11 protein-coding genes are annotated in these 17,213 nt (G+C 69.8%); 4 read left to right on the forward strand and 7 right to left on the reverse strand.

The features are described from left to right. Nucleotides 1-71: 71 nt before the first annotated feature. Nucleotides 72-353 carry a GlsB/YeaQ/YmgE family stress response membrane protein gene (locus J2Y46_RS01375; protein ID WP_045297025.1) on the reverse strand — a complete coding sequence of 94 codons (282 nt, stop codon included), beginning with the start codon at nt 351-353 and terminating at the stop codon, nt 72-74. A gap of 182 nt (nt 354-535) precedes the next feature. Here J2Y46_RS01375 and J2Y46_RS01380 point away from each other — a divergent pair, with 182 nt between their 5' ends. Beyond that, nucleotides 536-1,450: a PmoA family protein gene (locus tag J2Y46_RS01380; RefSeq protein WP_211255852.1), complete on the forward strand. Its 915-nt coding sequence runs from the start codon at nt 536-538 to the stop codon at nt 1,448-1,450. A gap of 163 nt (nt 1,451-1,613) precedes the next feature. Here J2Y46_RS01380 and J2Y46_RS01385 read toward each other — a convergent pair whose 3' ends face one another. Genes J2Y46_RS01385 through J2Y46_RS01395 form a run of 3 tightly spaced genes read right to left on the reverse strand, consistent with a single transcriptional unit; the run spans nt 1,614 to nt 8,586 of the window. Next, nucleotides 1,614-4,163 (reverse strand): glycoside hydrolase family 3 C-terminal domain-containing protein, encoded by a 2,550-nt coding sequence (locus J2Y46_RS01385; RefSeq protein ID WP_310239725.1) that lies wholly within the window; start codon nt 4,161-4,163, stop codon nt 1,614-1,616. Beyond that, nucleotides 4,160-6,541 carry an alpha-xylosidase gene (yicI, locus tag J2Y46_RS01390; protein WP_045297022.1) on the reverse strand — a complete coding sequence of 794 codons (2,382 nt, stop codon included), beginning with the start codon at nt 6,539-6,541 and terminating at the stop codon, nt 4,160-4,162. The genes J2Y46_RS01385 and yicI overlap by 4 nt, the downstream gene beginning before the upstream one ends. Beyond that, complete coding sequence (locus tag J2Y46_RS01395) at nt 6,538-8,586, reverse strand: beta-galactosidase (RefSeq protein WP_310239729.1); 2,049 nt, start codon at nt 8,584-8,586, stop codon at nt 6,538-6,540. The genes yicI and J2Y46_RS01395 overlap by 4 nt, the downstream gene beginning before the upstream one ends. A 115-nt stretch (nt 8,587-8,701) precedes the next feature. Between J2Y46_RS01395 and J2Y46_RS01400 the strand changes: the two genes are divergently transcribed. Genes J2Y46_RS01400 through J2Y46_RS01410 form a run of 3 tightly spaced genes read left to right on the forward strand, consistent with a single transcriptional unit; the run spans nt 8,702 to nt 12,961 of the window. Further along, entirely contained in the window at nt 8,702-11,359 is a 2,658-nt protein-coding gene (locus tag J2Y46_RS01400) for a glycosyl hydrolase family 95 catalytic domain-containing protein (RefSeq protein ID WP_310241063.1), read from the forward strand. After that, nucleotides 11,353-12,348 carry a LacI family DNA-binding transcriptional regulator gene (locus J2Y46_RS01405; protein WP_045297017.1) on the forward strand — a complete coding sequence of 332 codons (996 nt, stop codon included), beginning with the start codon at nt 11,353-11,355 and terminating at the stop codon, nt 12,346-12,348. Before J2Y46_RS01400 ends, J2Y46_RS01405 begins: the two co-directional genes overlap by 7 nt. A 7-nt stretch (nt 12,349-12,355) precedes the next feature. Continuing rightward, complete coding sequence (locus J2Y46_RS01410; protein WP_045297015.1) at nt 12,356-12,961, forward strand: YesL family protein; 606 nt, start codon at nt 12,356-12,358, stop codon at nt 12,959-12,961. A gap of 206 nt (nt 12,962-13,167) precedes the next feature. Here the strand turns inward: J2Y46_RS01410 and J2Y46_RS01415 are convergent, their stop codons facing one another. Genes J2Y46_RS01415 through J2Y46_RS01425 form a run of 3 tightly spaced genes read right to left on the reverse strand, consistent with a single transcriptional unit; the run spans nt 13,168 to nt 16,932 of the window. Then, nucleotides 13,168-14,919, reverse strand: coding sequence for an ABC transporter substrate-binding protein (locus tag J2Y46_RS01415; RefSeq protein WP_310239732.1), 1,752 nt, complete (start codon nt 14,917-14,919; stop codon nt 13,168-13,170). A 43-nt stretch (nt 14,920-14,962) separates the two neighbouring features. Further along, nucleotides 14,963-15,919 (reverse strand): carbohydrate ABC transporter permease, encoded by a 957-nt coding sequence (locus J2Y46_RS01420; protein WP_211255851.1) that lies wholly within the window; start codon nt 15,917-15,919, stop codon nt 14,963-14,965. Between the two features lie 11 nt (nt 15,920-15,930). Further along, nucleotides 15,931-16,932, reverse strand: a complete 1,002-nt coding sequence (locus J2Y46_RS01425) for a sugar ABC transporter permease (RefSeq protein ID WP_211255850.1) — start codon at nt 16,930-16,932, stop codon at nt 15,931-15,933. Nucleotides 16,933-17,213 lie beyond the last annotated feature (281 nt).

The raw sequence follows: 17,213 nt of genomic DNA on the forward strand, positions 1-17,213 counted from the left end.
ACGCCCGGATCCGTGCGAGGGAGCGCACGGATCCGGGCGAAGTGTTGTGCGTGAGAGCCCGGGGCAGCCGGTCAGACGCGGTTGACGCCGCGGCGACGCGTGACCAGGACGTAGATGCCCAGCACGATGATCGCGCCCAGGATCGAGCCGATGATACCCGACGGCTGCAGGAAGCCACCGTTGGGGTCGCTTCCGAACAACAGGAAGCCGAGGAACCCGCCGACGAACGAGCCGACGATTCCGAGGACGATCGTCAGCAGGATGCCCATGCTCTGCTTGCCGGGGATGATGGCGCGAGCGATGAGGCCGGCGATCAGGCCGATGATGATCAGGCCGAGGATGGTCCAGAGCATGTTCTTCTCCTTCTGTCTCGCGGACGCCGCGGGGGGTGCGGGGTCTCGTATGATGACGAAGACGCTATCGCCGCCGCGGCGCGTGGGGATGCCTCTACCGCTCCAGCCTCGGGAGCGGTACATTATGCGTCCGCGCGAACAATGGGCAAGCGTTTTCCATGGATCTGGGCCACAATGGGACCGTGACCGACCTCACCCTCCGCCTCGAACAGACCGATGTGACCGTCATTGCCGCCGGCGTCGATATCGCGCGCTACGCGTTCGAGCCGGGTGGCGAGATCTCCGAGGGCCCCAAGCCCTTCCTCCACCCCCTGCGAGCGCTGGATGGTGCGCTGCTCACCGGCTTCCGCCCGTGGGACCACCGGTGGCACAAGGGCCTCCAGATGACCTGGACCCACGTGTCGGGTCAGAACTTCTGGGGCGGGAACACGTTCCGTCCGGAGCACGGCGACTACGCGCTCCTCGACAACGTCGGCACCATCCGCCACGACGGCTTCACGACGGTGGCCGATGGCGGACCCGAGGTCGCCTTCACCGAAGAGCTCACGTGGATCACTCAGGGCGGCGAGGAGTGGCTCTCCGAGACCCGTACGCACCGCTTCCACGGCGTCGACACCGACCGCGGCCTCTGGATGCTCGACTTCTCGACGACACTGCGCAACGTGTCGGGGCGCGAGCTCGAACTCGGCAGCCCGACGACCGAGGGACGACCCGGCGCCGGCTACACCGGCTTCATGATCCGGATGCCTCGTGCCTGGACCGGCGGCCGCGTGCTGGCCGGCGGCTTCCCCGATGACGCCGGCGACGACGGCGTGATGGGCCACGTCGCGCCGTGGGTGGCCTTCTCGGGCGAGCACGACGACATCGACGGCGGCGCCACCGTGCTCGCGTTCGCGGGCACCTCGACCGGAGCGCCCCCGATCCGCTGGTTCGTGCGCAGTGAGCCGATCCCGGTGCTCGCGCCGTCGCCCTCGTTCGACGAGTACGTCGTCCTGGACCCGGGCGCGGAGCTGTCGCTCGCGCATCGTCACGTCTTCGGCGACCGCATCTGGACTCCGGACGAGACGCGGGCTCTGGCGGAGGAACTCGCACCGTAGTCGAGCAGGACTGCGTTCCCGGCTCCTCGCGCGTCGTCCCTCCGACAGGTCAACCGGGCTTCTACAGGAGCACGTGCACCGAAACGCCCCTGCAGGAGCCCGGTTGACCTGTTGAGGACGGGCGGCGTCGGCTGCCAAGCCCGCAGGGTGGGATGCCGCAGCCTCAGCCCGCAGTGACCTCCAGATCAGCCCGCACGGGCAGATCCCACGCCGACGGCCCCGCGGCAACGGTGTACGTCCCGGGCTGCACGCGCAGCGCACCATCGTGGAGCCAGTCGTCGACCGCGCCGGGGAGGCGCACGGCGTCGTCCCACACGGCGAGGCGCGCGGGTGAGAACGTCAGCTCGACGTCGCGGACTTCGCCAGGCGCGAGCCGCGCGCGGCGATAGGCCACGAGCAGGCGCCGCGGCGTCGGCAGCGGCAAGCCCGACGACAGCGCGTAGAGCTGCACGAGCTCCTCGGCATCGCGGTCGCCGGTGTTGCGCACCCGCACCACCGCGTTCACGACGGTCTCGTCTTCCCGCGGCGCGAAGCCGGCGTGGCGGTGGGTCGGCGCGGGCGCGGGGACAGCGGCATCCACAGTCACCGACTCATAGGCGACCGTCGTGAAGGTGAGTCCGTGGCCGAACGCGAACGTCGGCTCGTCGGGCTGATGGCGGTAGGTCGCCCCCTGGCGCAGGGTGTCGTAGTCGAACAGGTCGCCCGCCTGCGCCTCGGTCGCGGGCCAGCTCTGCGAGAGACGGCCCGACGGCTCGACGTCGCCCGACAGCACGTCGATCACGCCGTGTCCCAGCTCCTGGCCGCCGTGGCTGGACCAGACGACGGTCTCCGCTTCGACGCCCGCGAGCACATACGGGTAGCTCGACACGATCGTGAGCACCGCCCGCGGGTTCGCCTCGCGGGCCGCGCGCCACACCTCGGCCCACGCGTCGGGCAGCCGCAGGTGCGGACGATCCTCCGTCTCGCGACCGTTGAGGTGGGGGTCGTTGCCCACCGCGACGACGACGGCGTCGGCACGCGCGGCCGCCTCGGCCACCGCGGTCGCGCCCGATCGCACCACGCGCACGCCGAAGCGCTCGGCGGCGTCGAGCGTCACGGCCTCCGCGGCGAGCAGCCCGGAATCGCGGAACACCCGCAGCCACCGGCCCGACCCGAGGTGCAGCAGCGACCACGTGCCGTCGGCGTGGAGGTGCTTGCGGAAGCTCTCCTGCACCACCCATTCGCCCACGCGCGTCGCGTCCGCGCGCATCGGCCACTTCGCGCCGGTGAGGAGCAGACCGCTCGCGTGGGAGCGCAGGGTGAGGATGCCGTCGCCCCAGTCGGTCACGTCGAACAGGGCGTCGTCGACGGCGGCATCACCGGCCGCCTCGACCACCGAGCCGTCGGCGTTCGACACGACGTAGCGGCCGTTCGACGAGGCACGGAGCGCGATCGTGTCTGCGCCGGTCACGACCTCGGCCTCGCCGAAGCGCTCGGCGGCAGCGGCGCCGAGCCCGACCACGTAGGGCGGAGTGCCGGCATACCAATCGGTGAGCACGAGATCGGCGAGCGGCCCGACGACCGCGACCCGTGACGCCCGGGAGAGCGGCAGCACGTCGGCGTCGTTCCGCAGCACGACGACCGAGCGCGCCACCGCCTCCCGGGCGAGTTCACGAGCCCCGGGCGCGTCGATGGCGTCGGCGCCGATCCCCGCGTACGGGTCGTCGTCGCCGTCGAACTCGCCCGTCCGGATGCGCAGCTCGAGCAGTCGCAGCACGGCCTGGTCGACGTCGTCCGAGGTGAGCAGGCCCTCGGCGAGCGCCTGCGTCACATAGCCGATGGTGGGCGCCGCGTTCGCGTCGTTGTCGGTGAACGAGTCGAGGCCGGAGGTCACGAGGGCTGCCGCGGCGTGCACATGGTCAGGCTGGGTGCGCTGGGTGGTGACGAGGAAGGTCGGAGCGCCGGCATCCGAGACGACGGCGATCGACTCGTCGGACCAGCTCCGAGCCTCCGCGACCAGCTCGGGCTGGGTGTGCGCCGGGATGCCGTTGACGCGGTTGTACGCGAGCATCATGCCACCCGCGACGCCCTCCTCGATCGCTGCGCGGAATGCCGGGAGCTCCTCCTCGTGCAGCGTGCGCAGGGACATCTCGGACGAGGTCACCGAGCGATCGGTCTCGTTGTTGTAGGCGAGGAAGTGCTTGAGCGCGGGCACGGTGCGCCACACACGCGGGTGGTCGCCGCGGAGGCCCCGCGAATAGGCGGTCCCGAAGACCGCGGTGATGTGCGGGTCCTCGGAGTAGCCCTCCTCGTTGCGTCCCCAGCCCGGGTGGCGGAGCGTGTTGACGACCGGCGCCCAGACGTTGAGGCTCACCATCGGGTTCTCGGCGCGCTTGGCGCGCACCTCGACCGCGGCGACCTCGCCCACCTTCTCGACGAGGTCGGTGTCCCACGTCGCGGCGAGTCCCACGGACTGAGGGAACACCGTCGCCCGCCCGAGCCACGCGACGCCGTGCAGCGCCTCGCATCCGGTGTGCCACGCCGACACCCCGAGCCGTTCGACCGCGGGCGCCGCCTGATGCAGCATCGCGATCCGCTCGTCGGGCGTCAGCCGGTCGAGCAGGTCGCGGGCACGTGCCGCGAGCGGCTGGTCGACCTGCCGGAAGAGCGGCCGCTCAGACGTCTCGTCTTCGGCGACCGCCCGGGTCGCAGCATCCGTTGCAATGTCGGTCATCGCGCAGTCTCCTCATCGAGTTCGACACGGATCTCTCCGGATGCCTCGGCCCGGACGATCCGGTCACCCACCTGCAGCGCCCACGGCGCGTGCGCGTCGTCCGTCGACGCGATGATCGCGGCGCCCTCACGGCGCACGCGGAACGTCGTCGCGCCGACGCCGTCGATGGATCCCTTGCTGTCGTGGCCCGGCACCCGCGTCTCGCGGTCGTAGCCGTCGGGCAGTTCGAAGCACCGGAGCGTGACGCCGTCGGACCAGTCGTAGTCGGGGCGGCTGTCATCCGCGCCGAAGGGCAGCACCGTTCCCGGTCGCACCCGCAGCGGCACCGAATCGTAGCCGTGGGTCTCGGAGATCCACCGGCGGCCGTCGACCACGGATCCGTCGAGGAGGGAGGTCCACTCCCCCTCCGGCACGTAGTACTCGACGCTGCCGTCGGCGGTGAAGATCGGCGCGACCAACAGCGCGTCACCCAGCATGTACTGCGTGTCGGCGTCGAAGCCCGAGCGGTCCCCGGGGAACTCGAGCGCCATCGGGCGCATCATCGGCGTCCCGCAGCGATGCGCCTGTTCGGCGGCGCCCGCGAGGTAGGGCATGAGCCGCATCTTGAGCTTCGTGAACGAGCGGGCGATGTCGACCGCCTCCTCGTCGAAGGCCCATGGCACGCGCACCGATGACGAGCCGTGCAGACGCGAGTGCGACGAGAGCAGGCCGAACGCGAGCCAGCGCTTGAACAGGCCCGGGTCGGGCGTGCCCTCGAACCCGCCGATGTCGTGGCTCCAGTACCCGAAGCCCGACATCGCGAGCGACAGCCCGCCGCGGAGGGACTCCGCCATCGACAGGAACGTCGAGTCGTTGTCACCGCCCCAGTGCACCGGGAACTGCTGCGAGCCGGCGGTCGCGGAACGGGCGAACACGACAGCGTCGCCGACGCCGTGATGCCGCTCGAGCGCGCGGAACACGACCTCGTTGTACAGCTTCGCGTAGTAGTTGTGCATGCGGTGCGGATCCGACCCGTCGTGCCACACCACGCCCTCGACGGGGATCCGCTCGCCGAAGTCCGTCTTGAACGCGTCGACGCCCTGGTCGAGCAGGCCCTGCAGCTTCTCGACGTACCAGTCCGCCGCGTCGGGGTTGGTGAAGTCCACGAGGCCCATGCCCGCTTGCCACATGTCCCACTGCCACACGCTGCCGTCGGTGCGCTTCAGCAGGTAGCCGCTGTCGGCCGCTTCGCGGAACAGCGCCGAGCGCTGCGCGATGTACGGGTTGATCCAGAGCGACACGTGCACGTCGCGCTCGTGCATTCGCGCGATCTGCCCGACCGGGTCGTGGAACGCGCGGGAGTCCCACTCGAAGTCGCTCCACTGGTACTCGCGCATCCAGAAGCAGTCGTAGTGGAAGACCGACAGCGGGATGTCTCGCTCAGCCATGCCGTCGACGAAGGCGCTCACGGTGTCCTCGTCGTAGCTGGCGGTGAACGACGTCGTGAGCCAGAGCCCGAACGACCACGCGGGCACGCGTGCGGGGCGCCCGGTGAGCGCGGTGTAGCGGCGCAGCACCTCCTTCGGCTCCGGGCCGGCGATCACGTAGTACTCGAGGGACTCGCCGCCCACCGAGAACTGGACGCGCGAGTTGACCTCGCTGCCGACCTCGAACGAGACGTTCTCGGGGTGGTCGACGAACACGCCGTAGCCGCGGGACGTGAGGTAGAACGGCACGTTCTTGTACGCCTGCTCACTGGAGGTGCCGCCGTCGGCGTTCCATGTGTCGACGACCTGGCCGTTCTTGACGAACGCGCCGAAACGCTCGCCGAGCCCGTACACGCGCTCGCCCGGCTCGATGCTGAGCTGCTGGTGCACCCACGTCGGCTTCGTGCCGCCGGCGGCCGTACCGGCGGTGCCGGCGGTGCCGGCCGTGCCCGCGGTGCCGTTCTTGCCCGTCGTGTCGGTGTAATGGCCGATCGACCGCGGGAGGGAGCTGGTGAGCACGCGTCCATCCGCCTCGAGGAAGTCGATGCGCCACTGGCCCGCCGTGCGCGCGACCCGCGCCTTCAGCGGGCCGGCGTCGAGGATCCCCTCGTTCTCGTCGACCGTGATGTCGGGCCGGAAGCCCTCCGCGCCGAAGATCTCGAAGTCGGGTCCTCGGTGCACGGCGCCCGCGTGGCGCTCGACGCGCACCTTGACGACGCCCGGCGCGGGCGCCGAGAACGTGACCGTGAGCATCGCGCGGTTGAGGGTGTCGCCCCGGTCGCGGATCGCCGCAGTCGGGGCGTACACGGTCATCGTGCCCGCTGCCTCGTCGACGCGGATGTCGTCGACCTCGACCGCGTACAACGGCGCGAGGCCGGGCCTGGTCAGCCAGTAGCCATCGGTGAACTTCACTCTGCGTGCCTTTCGATGAGCACCATGGCGGCGCCGGAGGCCAGCGTCAGCTGCCCCTCGACGTCCGCGTCCGACAGGAGATCGCGGCGCGGGCCGGGGAGCGTCATCCGCCGGTCCTGTTCGCCGTGGTTGAGGAGGAAGAGGGCTTCGCCGCGCTGGACCGCCTCGACGCCTTCCGGCAGCGCGCGGCCGGGCAGGACGCCCACGACATCGGCAGCGTCGAGCGCGTCGTCGAGCACCGCGGCGAGCGCGTCGTCCGAGACGATCGCGCCGAGGTACCACGCGGTGCCGTCGCCGACGCGGTGCCGGGTGATCGCGGGTGCACCGGACAGGTGTCCGGCGCCGAAGCGGGCGAGCACCTCGGCCCCCTCGGCACGGAGGCGCTCGCCGAGAATGGATGCCTCGGCCCGAGGCGGTGCGGTGGCCCAGGCGGGGTCGGCCGCGACCGGCGTGGGCGCGTCGGGCAGACCCACCCACTCCTCGCCGCTCACACCGAGGAGGTCGCGCAGCAGCACCGGCGAGCGCCCGGTGAGGATGCCGGCGTTGCCGTCGGCCACGCCCGAGAACGGACCGACCACGAGGCTCGCGCCGCGCTCGACCGCCGCGCGGAGGGTGGCGGCAGCATCCGGCTCCACGATGTACGTGTGCGGCACCAGCACCGTGGCGTACGTCGAGAGGTCGGCGCCCGGACGGACCACGTCGACCGCGATGCCGCGGCGCCAGAGCGCGCGGTGCCACCGCTGCGCCTGCTCGAGCGTGTCGAGCCGCTGGGTCGGGCGGCCCGGTTCGTCCGCTGCCCACCGCGACGGCCAGTCGAAGACGAGGGCGACGGATGCCTCGACCCGCCCGCCGGCCAGGGGGCGAAGTCGGCGCAGGTCGGCGCCGAGCGCGCACGTGGTCTCGAAGACCTCGGTGTCGGCGCCGGCGTGCGGCAGCATCGCGGAGTGGAAGCGCTCGGCGCCGGTGCGGGCCTGTCGCCACTGGAAGAAGCAGATCGCGTCCGCCCCTCGGGCAACCGCCTGCAGCGAGTCGAGACGAGCGCGGTCGCGGCTCTTGGGCAGGTTGTGCGGGCGCCACGAGGTCGCGCTCACCGCCTGCTCCATGAGCACCCACGGCCGCCCTTCGCCGAGCGAGCGCATGAGGTCCTGCACGAGCGCGATGTCGGACGACGACGTGGCGCTCGCATGGTCGGGGTACTGGTCGTCAGCGACGACGTCGACGTCTTCGGCCCACTCCCACAGGTCGGTCAGCGGCTCGAAGCCCATGAAGTTGGTCGTGATCGGCTGGTTGGCGCCGGTCGCGCGGATGGCGTCGCGCTGCTCGGCGAACACCCGCTGCAGCGCCGACGACGTGTACCGGCGGAAGTCGAGCGAGTGGGCGGGGTTCACGAGGTACGGCATGCGCCGCGGCGGCACGATCTCGTCGAAATCGCGGTACCGCTGCGACCAGACGAGGGTTCCCCAGGCCTCGTTGAGCGCGTCGATCGAGTGGTAGCGCTCACGCAGCCACAGCCGGAACTCGCGCGCCGCCTCATCGCCGAAGTCGATCTGCCCGAACTCGTTGCCGACGTGCCACATGCGCACCGCGGGGTGCGCGCCGTAGCGCACGGCGAGGGCGGTCGCGATCGCCAGGGCGTGTTCGCGGTAGACGCGCGAGGCCGGCGTGAACTGGTTGCGGGACCCGGCTGCCAGGCGCACACCGTCGGGGTTCACGGGGAGCGTCTCGGGGTGGAGGACGCCGAGCCACGGCGGCGGCGAGGCGGTCGGGGTCGCGAGGTCCACGGCGATGCCGTGGGCATGCAGCAGGTCGAGCACCTCGTCGAGCCACGCGAAGTCGTACTCGCCCGGCGACGGCTCGAGGCGCGCCCAGCTGAACACCCCGACCGTCACGAGGTTGACACCCGCGCGCACCATGAGCTCGGCGTCTTCCTGCCAGACCTCTCGCGGCCACTGCTCGGGGTTGTAGTCACCGCCGAAGCAGATGCCGAGGTCACGGGTGATCTCGGAGAACGCGTCGATCCGACGCGGGTCGGGCGTGGTGGCCATGGAGCGGGGAACCTCTTCGCTGAGTTTCGATCGGACGGTCACGGGTTTGTGGGCGAGAAGAGCGTCGAACTTTCGAAGCGCTTCAACACTGAGACGGTATACTACGACTGTGACGATGTCCACGCGCCGCGATGATGCGGTCCCACCTCCGCCCGGCTCGGACCCTGAGCTCGCCGAAGGGCTTCACACGCTGCGCTCCTCCGCGCCCGCCTCACGGTGGCTCGAGGCCTACCCGGTCGGCAACGGCGTGCGCGGCGCGATGTGCGCGGGGCTCGCCGGCGGCGAGCGGCTGTGGCTGAACGACATCACGGCGTGGTCGGGGCGCGCAGACGCCGACCCGCTGGAAGGCGTCGCGGATCACGGCCCCGAGGCACTCGAGGCCGTGCGCGCGGCGATCGACGCCGACGACGTCGACTCCGCCGAGGCACTCCTGCAGCGCATGCAGGCACCGTGGGTGCAGGCCTACCTGCCGCTCGGCTGGGTCGAGCTGACGGTGGAGACGGATGCTGCGCACTCCGGGTCGCAGCCGGGTCCGGGGCGCTTCGACCCGGTCGCCGGCGCTCCCTCGCTCGACGAGCGAGGGTCCGGCTCCGAACCGGCCGTTGAGCGAGCGAGGAACGAGCCAGTCGAAACGCCTCGGGTCTACGGGCGGCGCCTGGATCTCGCCACCGGCGTCGCGACCCACCACTACGCGCTCGGCGACGTCGACGTGCGGCACCGCACGTGGGCGGACCTCGTGACCGGCGCGATCATGCACGAGGTCACCGCGAACGAGCCGGTGCGCGTGCACCTCGAGATCGGGTCGCTCCTGCGCCCGCGCTCGGCCCCGCGCTCGGCGGGCGGCGATCTCGCGACCGAATGGTGGCTCCCGGTCGACGTCGCACCCGGTCACGAGAGCCCCGCCGAGCCCATCCGCTACGACGAGGAGCACGGGCGCCATGGCGCGATCCTGGTCCAGGCGCGCGGCGCCTCCGAGGTCGTCGACGGGGTCCTCGTCGGCGCGCCCGCGACGACGCACCTCTTCGCGATCGCCACGGCCACTTCGCCTTCGCTGCCCGGCGACCCGGCCGATGCCCGCGATGCGGAGGGGCACGCGGCGGCGCTGCTGCGCGGCATCCGTGGCTCCGTCGACGTCCACGCGACCGCAGCCGACCTGCTCACCGCCCACGAAGCCGCCCACGGTGAGCTCTACGCGCGGTGCGCGCTCGAACTGCCGGCACCGGGCGGCGTGGAGGCACTCGACACCGTAGACCGGGTGCGTCGCGCGCAGGAGCGCGACGACCCCGCTCTCGCCGCCATCATGTTCCACTACGGGCGGTACCTGCTCATCGCTTCGTCGCAGCCCGGCGGGCTGCCGGTCACCCTGCAGGGGCTGTGGAACGCCGAGCTTCCGGGGCCGTGGTCGAGCGCGTACACCCTCAACATCAACACGCAGATGGCGTACTGGCCGGCCGAGACGACCGACCTCGCCGAGTGCCATGAGCCCCTCCTGCGCTTCACGCGGCGGCTCTCCGAGACGACGGGCCCCGCCGTCGCGCGCGAGCTGTACGGCGCGGACGGCTGGGTGGCCCATCACAATTCGGATGCCTGGGCCTTCGCCGCGCCGGTCGGCGCCGGCTACGGCGACCCGGCGTGGGCGAACTGGTCGCTCGGCGGGGTGTGGCTCGCCCTGCACCTGTGGGAGCACTACTCGTTCGGCGGAGACCGCGCGTACCTGCAGGGCGAGGCCTGGCCGGCGCTCGCCTCGGCCGCGGCCTTCGCGCTCTCGTGGATCCAGACGGACGGCGAGCGCGCGTGGACGAGCCCGTCGACCTCGCCCGAGAACCACTACCTCGACGCCGAAGGGCACGAGCGCGGGGTCGCGGTGTCGGCGGCGATGGACGTCGCCCTGCTGCGCGAGCTCGCCGCGGTCTGCCGCGCCGCCGCGGCGGTGCTCGACGTCGACGACCCGTGGATCGCGGCGCTGACCACGCTCACGGATGCCCTCCCCGACCCGCAGGTGTCGGCACGCGGCGATCTCCTCGAGTGGGACCGTGAGCGCGTCGAGGCCGAACCCGACCACCGCCACCTCTCGCACCTCATCGGCCTGTTCCCGCTGGCGCGGATCACGCCGGCCGCGACACCCGGCCTCGCGCGCGCAGCATCCGAGTCCATTCGCCTCCGCGGTCCGGAGTCGACCGGCTGGGCGCTCGCCTGGCGTGCCGCGATGCAGGCGCGCCTGGGCGACGGCGCGGCCGTGCACGCGCAGCTGCGGCTGGCGCTCCGACCCGCGGAAGAGGGCTCCGATGCTCATCGCGGCGGGGTCTACCCCAACCTCTTCAGCGCGCATCCGCCGTATCAGATCGACGGCAACCTCGGACTGACCGCAGCGATCGCCGAGGCCCTCGTGCAGTCCTTCCTCGAGCCCACACGCCCTGTCACTTCCGGGTCTGGGGCGCAGAACCTCCGTTGGGGCGCAGAATCTGCGCCCCAACGGAGGAATGACGCCCCAAACCCCGTCGACGACCGGGAGGTACCCAGCGTCACGCTGCGGCTGCTGCCCGCGCTGCCGCCGGAGTGGCCGGATGGCCGGGTGCGCGGCATCCGTTCCCGTGGCGATGTGTCGGTCGACGTCGAATGGGCCGGCGGACGACTCGTGCGGGCGCGGCTTCGCGCGCGGGCGCGAGCAGTCACAATGAGTGTGCACGGGCCGGACGGTTCGATCGGAACATACGAGCTCGCACCCGGAACCACACGGGTGATCGAACGAGGAGAGCGGGGGATCTCATGGTGACGATCGCGGACGTCGCGCAGAAGGCGGGCGTGTCGATCTCGACGGTGTCGTACGTCATGAGCGGCAAGCGGGCCATCTCGCAGGAGACGCGCGACCGGGTCGAGAAGGCGATCGACAGCCTCGGCTTCAGCCCGCACGCGGGCGCGCGCTCACTGGCATCCCGCTCGACCAATGTCATCGGCCTGCAGGCTCCGCTGCGCACCGGCGTCGACGTGCACGTCGTGATGCAGATCGTCACCGGCGTCGTCACGCAGGCGCGCAAGCACGGCTACGACATCCTGCTGCTCGCGAGCGACGACTCGAAGGCGCTGCAGCGTGCGGCGAAGGGGTCGATGGTCGACGCACTGCTGGTCATGGACGTCGAGTCGGACGACCCGCGCATCGACACGCTGTCGGGGCTGGGGCATCCGAGCGTCCTCATCGGTCTTCCCGAGGGGCGTCGCTCCGTGCCCTGCGTCGACTTCGACTTCGAGGCCGCGGGCTGGCTCGCGGTCGACCGGCTCGTCGCACTCGGCCACGAGCGCATCGCGCTCATCGGCTCGCCGCCCGAGGTGATGTCGCGTCACACCTCGTACGCCGACCGGCTTGCACGCGGGTTCCTGGCGGCGTGCGAGGCGAACGGCGTGACGGGCAGCGTCCACGCGTGCCCGAGCACGTCCGAGTCCATCGCCACTGTCGACGGCGTGATGACGGAGGACCCGGGCATCACGGGCTTCTTCGTGCACAACGAAGGCGCGCTCCCCCACGTCGCGACGACGATCACCCAGCGCGGCGTCCGGCGCGGGGACGAACCCGCGATCGTCGCGCTGTGCCCGGACGACGTGGCGCGCTCGGTGCCGGGTCTCGCCGACAGCATCGCGGTGCCCGCCGAGGCGATCGGCGCGGCCGCGACCGACATGATCTGCGAGATCCTCTCCAGCGGTGCGAAGCCCGCCGTGCGCCTGCTGCCGCCGGCGCTCACCGGAGCACCCACGGCGCCGCGATCGTGACGCACGCATGAGGATCGATCCCGACAGCCGCGCGCTCGGCGGCTTCTCGACGTTCCTGACGTTCGTCGCGCTCAACCTGCTCTACATCCTCGTGTGCCTGCCGATCGTCACGATCGGCGCGGCCACGAGCGCGCTGTACGAGGTCACGATCCGCTACTCCGACGATGAGAGCGGACGCCCCCTCAAGGACTTCTTCCCCGCGTTCCGGGCGAACTTCGGCCGCGCCACGGTGTTGATGCTGTGCCTGCTCCTGCCCGCCGCGCTGCTCGGATTCTCGAGCGTGTTCTGGTTCGCCTATCCCGCGCTGTTCGCCGGCGTGGCCGGGGTGGTGGCGGTGATCGGCGCGGTGTACCTCTTCGCGGCGTTCCTCTACGCGATGGCGCAGGTCGCTTACCTCACGGGGCCCGTGCGCCAGACCCTCAAGAACTCGCTGCTGCTCCCGGCGGCAGAGCCGGTGCGCACCCTCGGCGTTCTCGTGATCCCGGTGACCGCGGTCGCGCTGACGATCCTGTTCCCTCCCGTCGCGATCCTGATCGCCACCATCGGCTTCTCCGTCGGCGCCTACGCCACGGCCTTCCTCTTTCGCAGCGTCTTCGCCCGCCACGAGGTCTGACCCCTCCGGGCTTCGCGGTGACGGATGCCGCGGCCCGCAGCATCCGTGATCCTCAATCGAGGACGAGTGCCCCGCTGCGGACCCCTCCCGACGCCGGGCTCCTCATCTCGGCAGACCTCCTCGGATGAGGACGCGCGCGCGAGCAGCGGACACGACGAAGGGCTCGGGATGCTGCATCCCGAGCCCCTCGCGTCGTACCGGTGCGGCTAGTTGGCGAACTCCTTCGCCACGGCCACGCGCGCGTCGTTCTGCGACTTCGCGTTGGTCATGTCGAACTCGAGCACCTTGTCGTAGCCGAGGCCCTCAGCGGTCTTGATCAGCTCGTCGCGGAGCGAGTCGAACTGTGCCTCGTTCGAGGCGAACACCATCTGCCACGAGTACTGCTTGATGATCTCCTTGACCTGGTTGCGCAGTGTCTCGATCTCGGAGTCGTCGGCCGGTGCCGCGTAGCTGGCGCCCGGGGCCACGAGCACCTGGTCGTTGGTCTGCAGGTACTCCATGGTCGAGGTCGCGTCGCCCATGTTCGCCGACCAGTCGACGGTCAGCGGGTTGGCGATCGCGGCCTGGTAGGTGGGCCAGAACGTGTAGCTGTACGGCAGGCTCGTCTCGGGGTCGGTGTCGATCGGAAGCACCGCGCTGAGGTTGAGCGCCGAGACGCCGTCGGCGTACTCGCCGCCGCCCCACTCCTCGGGAACAGTCGCGCCGCCCTGGAGGAAGACCTCGTTGCCGAAGTCGGTGAGCTCGGGCTCGCCGGCGTCGTTGACGTCCCACGTGAGGCCCTTGGGTCCCGCCGATGCACCGGTCTGGCTGCTGTTGGCGTACGCGCCCTCGGGCGAGTAGAGCCAGTCGATGAACGCCGCGATGCGCTCCGGGTCCTCGGCCTTCGAGCCGATCGCGAACACCTGCTTGCCGCCGTACGCCTCGGCGCCGTACGAGAAGATGTTCTGGTCGGCCAGGGGCACCATCTCGAAGCCCTTGCCGGCGGCCATGTTCTCCTCGGTGTTGAAGGCGGACTGGCCCAGCCACGGCCACCACGAGAACAGCACCTGGCCGTTCTGGAACTTCGAGAAGAGGGTGTCGTAGTTCTGCGTCGTCGACTCAGGGTCGACGAGGCCGAGCTGGTTGGCGTCGAAGTAGAGCTTCAGGTTGCGGATGTACTCGCCGTCCGGGTCGAGGATGCTCTGGTAGTCCGAGCCGTCGGCCTTGGCCAGCACGAACCCGATCTCGTCGTAGCCGTAGAAGCAGGCGGGCTGCTTCGCGGTGACCATCATGTTGCCGTCCCAGTCCTTGAACAGCGAGAAGGCGTAGGTCGGCTGACCGTTGTCGGCGGTGGGGTGCGCGGCCTGCATGTCGGCGAGCACCGGGAGGAGGTCTTCGAGGGTGCCGATCTCGGGGTAGCCGGCCTCCTTGTAGTAGTCCCAGCGCAGGTACGGGCCGAAGGTGGGGTTGAGACCCTCGGAGGGCTCGGTCGGCTTGAGCGACGAGACCGCCGACGGAAACCCGTAGACGCCGTCCTTGCCGTCGTTGAGGTGCTCGACCGCGGCGTCGAACTTCGCGAGGTTGTCCATCGCGCCGTAGTAGTTCGCCGAGTCCTTGACCAGGCCGCCCTCGATGAGCTCGTCGAGCTTCTGGCCCTTGTCGGTGATGATCAGGTCGCCGAGGTCGCCGGCCGCGACGCGCGTGTTGTAGAGGGTGTCACCGCCGCCCGCGACGTTCGGGGCGATGATGTTCAGCTTCATGTTGAACTTGTCTTTGACGATCTTGGCGAACCAGCCCTGCTGGACGCCCATGTAGTTGGCGAGACCGTCGAACACGTCGATCGTGATCTCCTGGTCCCACTTCTCGGGGAACTGGTCGATCGCGCCCTGGTCGTCGCCGCCGCCGGCGCTGCAGGAGGCGAGCGAGCCCGCGGCGAGCAGCGCCACGAGAGCCAGGGACACCTTCTTTCGAAGCGTCATTGCTTTCCTTTCTTGGTGGTTCTGTGGTGGTTCGTGGCCGCCGTCAACCCTTGACGGCGCCCAGCATGATGCCCTTCACGAAGAAGCGCTGGAACAGGGGATAGATGAAGATGATGGGCAGCACGACGAGCACCGAGACGGTCATGCGTATCGAGGTCGGCGTCTGCTCGGTGGCGAGCCCGGCGATCTGGCCGATGTTGCCGCCGGCGTTCTGCGCCGCCTGAGCGAGGCTCGATGCCTGGTTGATGAACATGTAGAGCAGGTACTGCAGCGTGTACAGGCTCTGGTCGGTGATGTAGATCAGGGTGTCCTGGAAGCTGTTCCACTGCGTGACCGCGCTGAAGATCGCGATCGTCGCGAGGATCGGCGTCATGTTCGGCAGGTAGACCTTGAAGAAGACCTGCAGGATGTTGGCACCGTCGACCTCCGCCGCTTCCTGCAGCTCCTTCGGCATCGACTCGACGTAGGTCTTCGCGAGGATGACGTTGAACGGCTGGACCACGAACGGGAGCACGTAGACCCAGAAGTTGTTGGTGAGACCCAGCGTCTTCATGATGATGAACACCGGGATCAGGCCCGCGCTGAAGTACATCGTGATGATGAGGAAGCGGTACCAGAACTTGCGGCCCCACATGCGGGTCTGCGTGAACATGAACCCGAGGAAGGCGGACGCGAGCACCGTGAGGGCCGTTCCGATCACGGTGCGGCCGATGCTGACCACCGTCGCCATCGGCAGACCGGGCAGCTGGAACACCTGGGCGTAGTTCGACAGGTGGAACCCGACCGGCCACAGGCGCACGTCGCCGAGCGCCGAGATGTCGTTGGCGCTGACGGAGTTGATGATCAGGTAGTAGAAGGGGTACGCGCAGATCAGCGCGAAGAGGAAGAACAGCGCGTAGTTCGCGAGGCGGAACACCACATCGCCGACGGTCCCGCCATAGCGGGCCGAGGTGTCGCCCTTCTTCGTCGTGGTGAGCGTCTTCGTCATCGTCGTGGTCATGTTTTGGCCTCTCAGACGATCGATTCGCCGCGGACGCGCTTGGAGACCGCGTTGACGGTGAGCAGCAGGGCGACCGAGATGAGGCTCTTGAGCATGCCGATCGCGGTCGCCATCGACAGGCTGTTGCCCGTCATGCCGATGTTGTAGACGTAGAGGTCGAGCACCTGGATCCACTGCTTGTTGAAGGCGTTCTGGAACACGTAGTACTGCTCCATGCCGTTGTTGAGGATGTTCGCGATCGACAGCAGCAGGAGCACGAGATAGGTCGGCATCAGCTGGGGAACCGTGATGTACCGCATCAGCTGGAAGCGGCCGGCGCCGTCGATGCGGGCCGACTCGTACAGCGACTGGTCGATGCCCGCGATCGCGGCGAGGTAGATGATCGCTCCCCAGCCGAGCCCCTTCCAGATGCTCCAGAGCGTCATCGTGATCCACACGTTCTGGTCGGTGTCGAGGAACTTGATCGGCGCCGTGATGAGTCCGGCGTCGTTGAGGACGTCGTTGACGAGGCCCGAGCTCGAGAAGAGCGAGAAGGCGATCATGTAGACCAGCACCCACGAGATGAAGTTCGGGAGGGCCGTGAGGGTCTGCACGGAGTTGCGGAACCAGGGCGCCTTGATCTCGTTGAGCAGGATCGCGAAGAACAGCGGCAGCACGGATGTCGCGATCCCGAGGAAGCTGATCGCGAGGGTGTTGAGGAGCACCTGGCCGATCTGCGCCATCTGCGTGGGTGAGCTCACCAGCATCTGGAACCACTGCAGGCCCACGAACTCGCTGCCCTCGAGGCCGAGCGCCGGCTTGTAGTCGTACAGCGAGTAGATCCAGCCGTACAGCGGCAGGTACGAGAACAGGAACGCCAGAACCAGGAACGGCACGATGCAGAGGAACAGCGTGAACGACGTCCGGCTGCCCGCCGGACGCAGGCGTCGGCCGCGCCCCTTCTTGGCGTTGTTGTCGAGGTTGTGAACCGCCGCCTCCTGGAAGACGACCTGCGACTGCGCCTGAGTGGTCATCGGAGCGTGCCCTGGTTCGCGGCATCCGCCGAGGGGACCGCCGGGTGAGCATGCCGTTCCATGTCACTCCTTCGTGTACGTGGCTGCCGCTCTGTCGAGGGGCGGGATCCGAGGTTCGTTCGTCGAACCGCTTCGATTTCGAACCGCTTCGATTGAAGAGTAGGCGGCACTGCTCGATTCGTCAAATGTCTCCTCGTAACGCGGGGGTAACGATCGACCCCGTCGCCGGGACTCTCCCGCGGTCAGGAAAGCGCCTACCATAGTCGGATCGGGCGCGCGGG

The sequence above is a fragment of the Microbacterium sp. BE35 genome (genome assembly GCF_031457705.1).
GTDB lineage: Bacteria > Actinomycetota > Actinomycetes > Actinomycetales > Microbacteriaceae > Microbacterium > Microbacterium trichothecenolyticum.

Excerpts from the sequence above, each read along its gene's own strand:
- J2Y46_RS01415 (WP_310239732.1), bottom strand. The coding sequence starts at position 14,919 with ATGACGCTTCGAAAGAAGGTGTCCCTGGCTCTCGTGGCGCTGCTCGCC.
- J2Y46_RS01385 (WP_310239725.1), bottom strand. The coding sequence starts at position 4,163 with ATGACCGACATTGCAACGGATGCTGCGACCCGGGCGGTCGCCGAAGAC.
- J2Y46_RS01410 (WP_045297015.1), top strand. The coding sequence starts at position 12,356 with ATGAGGATCGATCCCGACAGCCGCGCGCTCGGCGGCTTCTCGACGTTC.
- J2Y46_RS01395 (WP_310239729.1), bottom strand. The coding sequence starts at position 8,586 with ATGGCCACCACGCCCGACCCGCGTCGGATCGACGCGTTCTCCGAGATC.
- J2Y46_RS01420 (WP_211255851.1), bottom strand. The coding sequence starts at position 15,919 with ATGACCACGACGATGACGAAGACGCTCACCACGACGAAGAAGGGCGAC.
- J2Y46_RS01425 (WP_211255850.1), bottom strand. The coding sequence starts at position 16,932 with ATGACCACTCAGGCGCAGTCGCAGGTCGTCTTCCAGGAGGCGGCGGTT.
- J2Y46_RS01400 (WP_310241063.1), top strand. The coding sequence starts at position 8,702 with ATGTCCACGCGCCGCGATGATGCGGTCCCACCTCCGCCCGGCTCGGAC.
- J2Y46_RS01375 (WP_045297025.1), bottom strand. The coding sequence starts at position 353 with ATGCTCTGGACCATCCTCGGCCTGATCATCATCGGCCTGATCGCCGGC.
- J2Y46_RS01405 (WP_045297017.1), top strand. The coding sequence starts at position 11,353 with ATGGTGACGATCGCGGACGTCGCGCAGAAGGCGGGCGTGTCGATCTCG.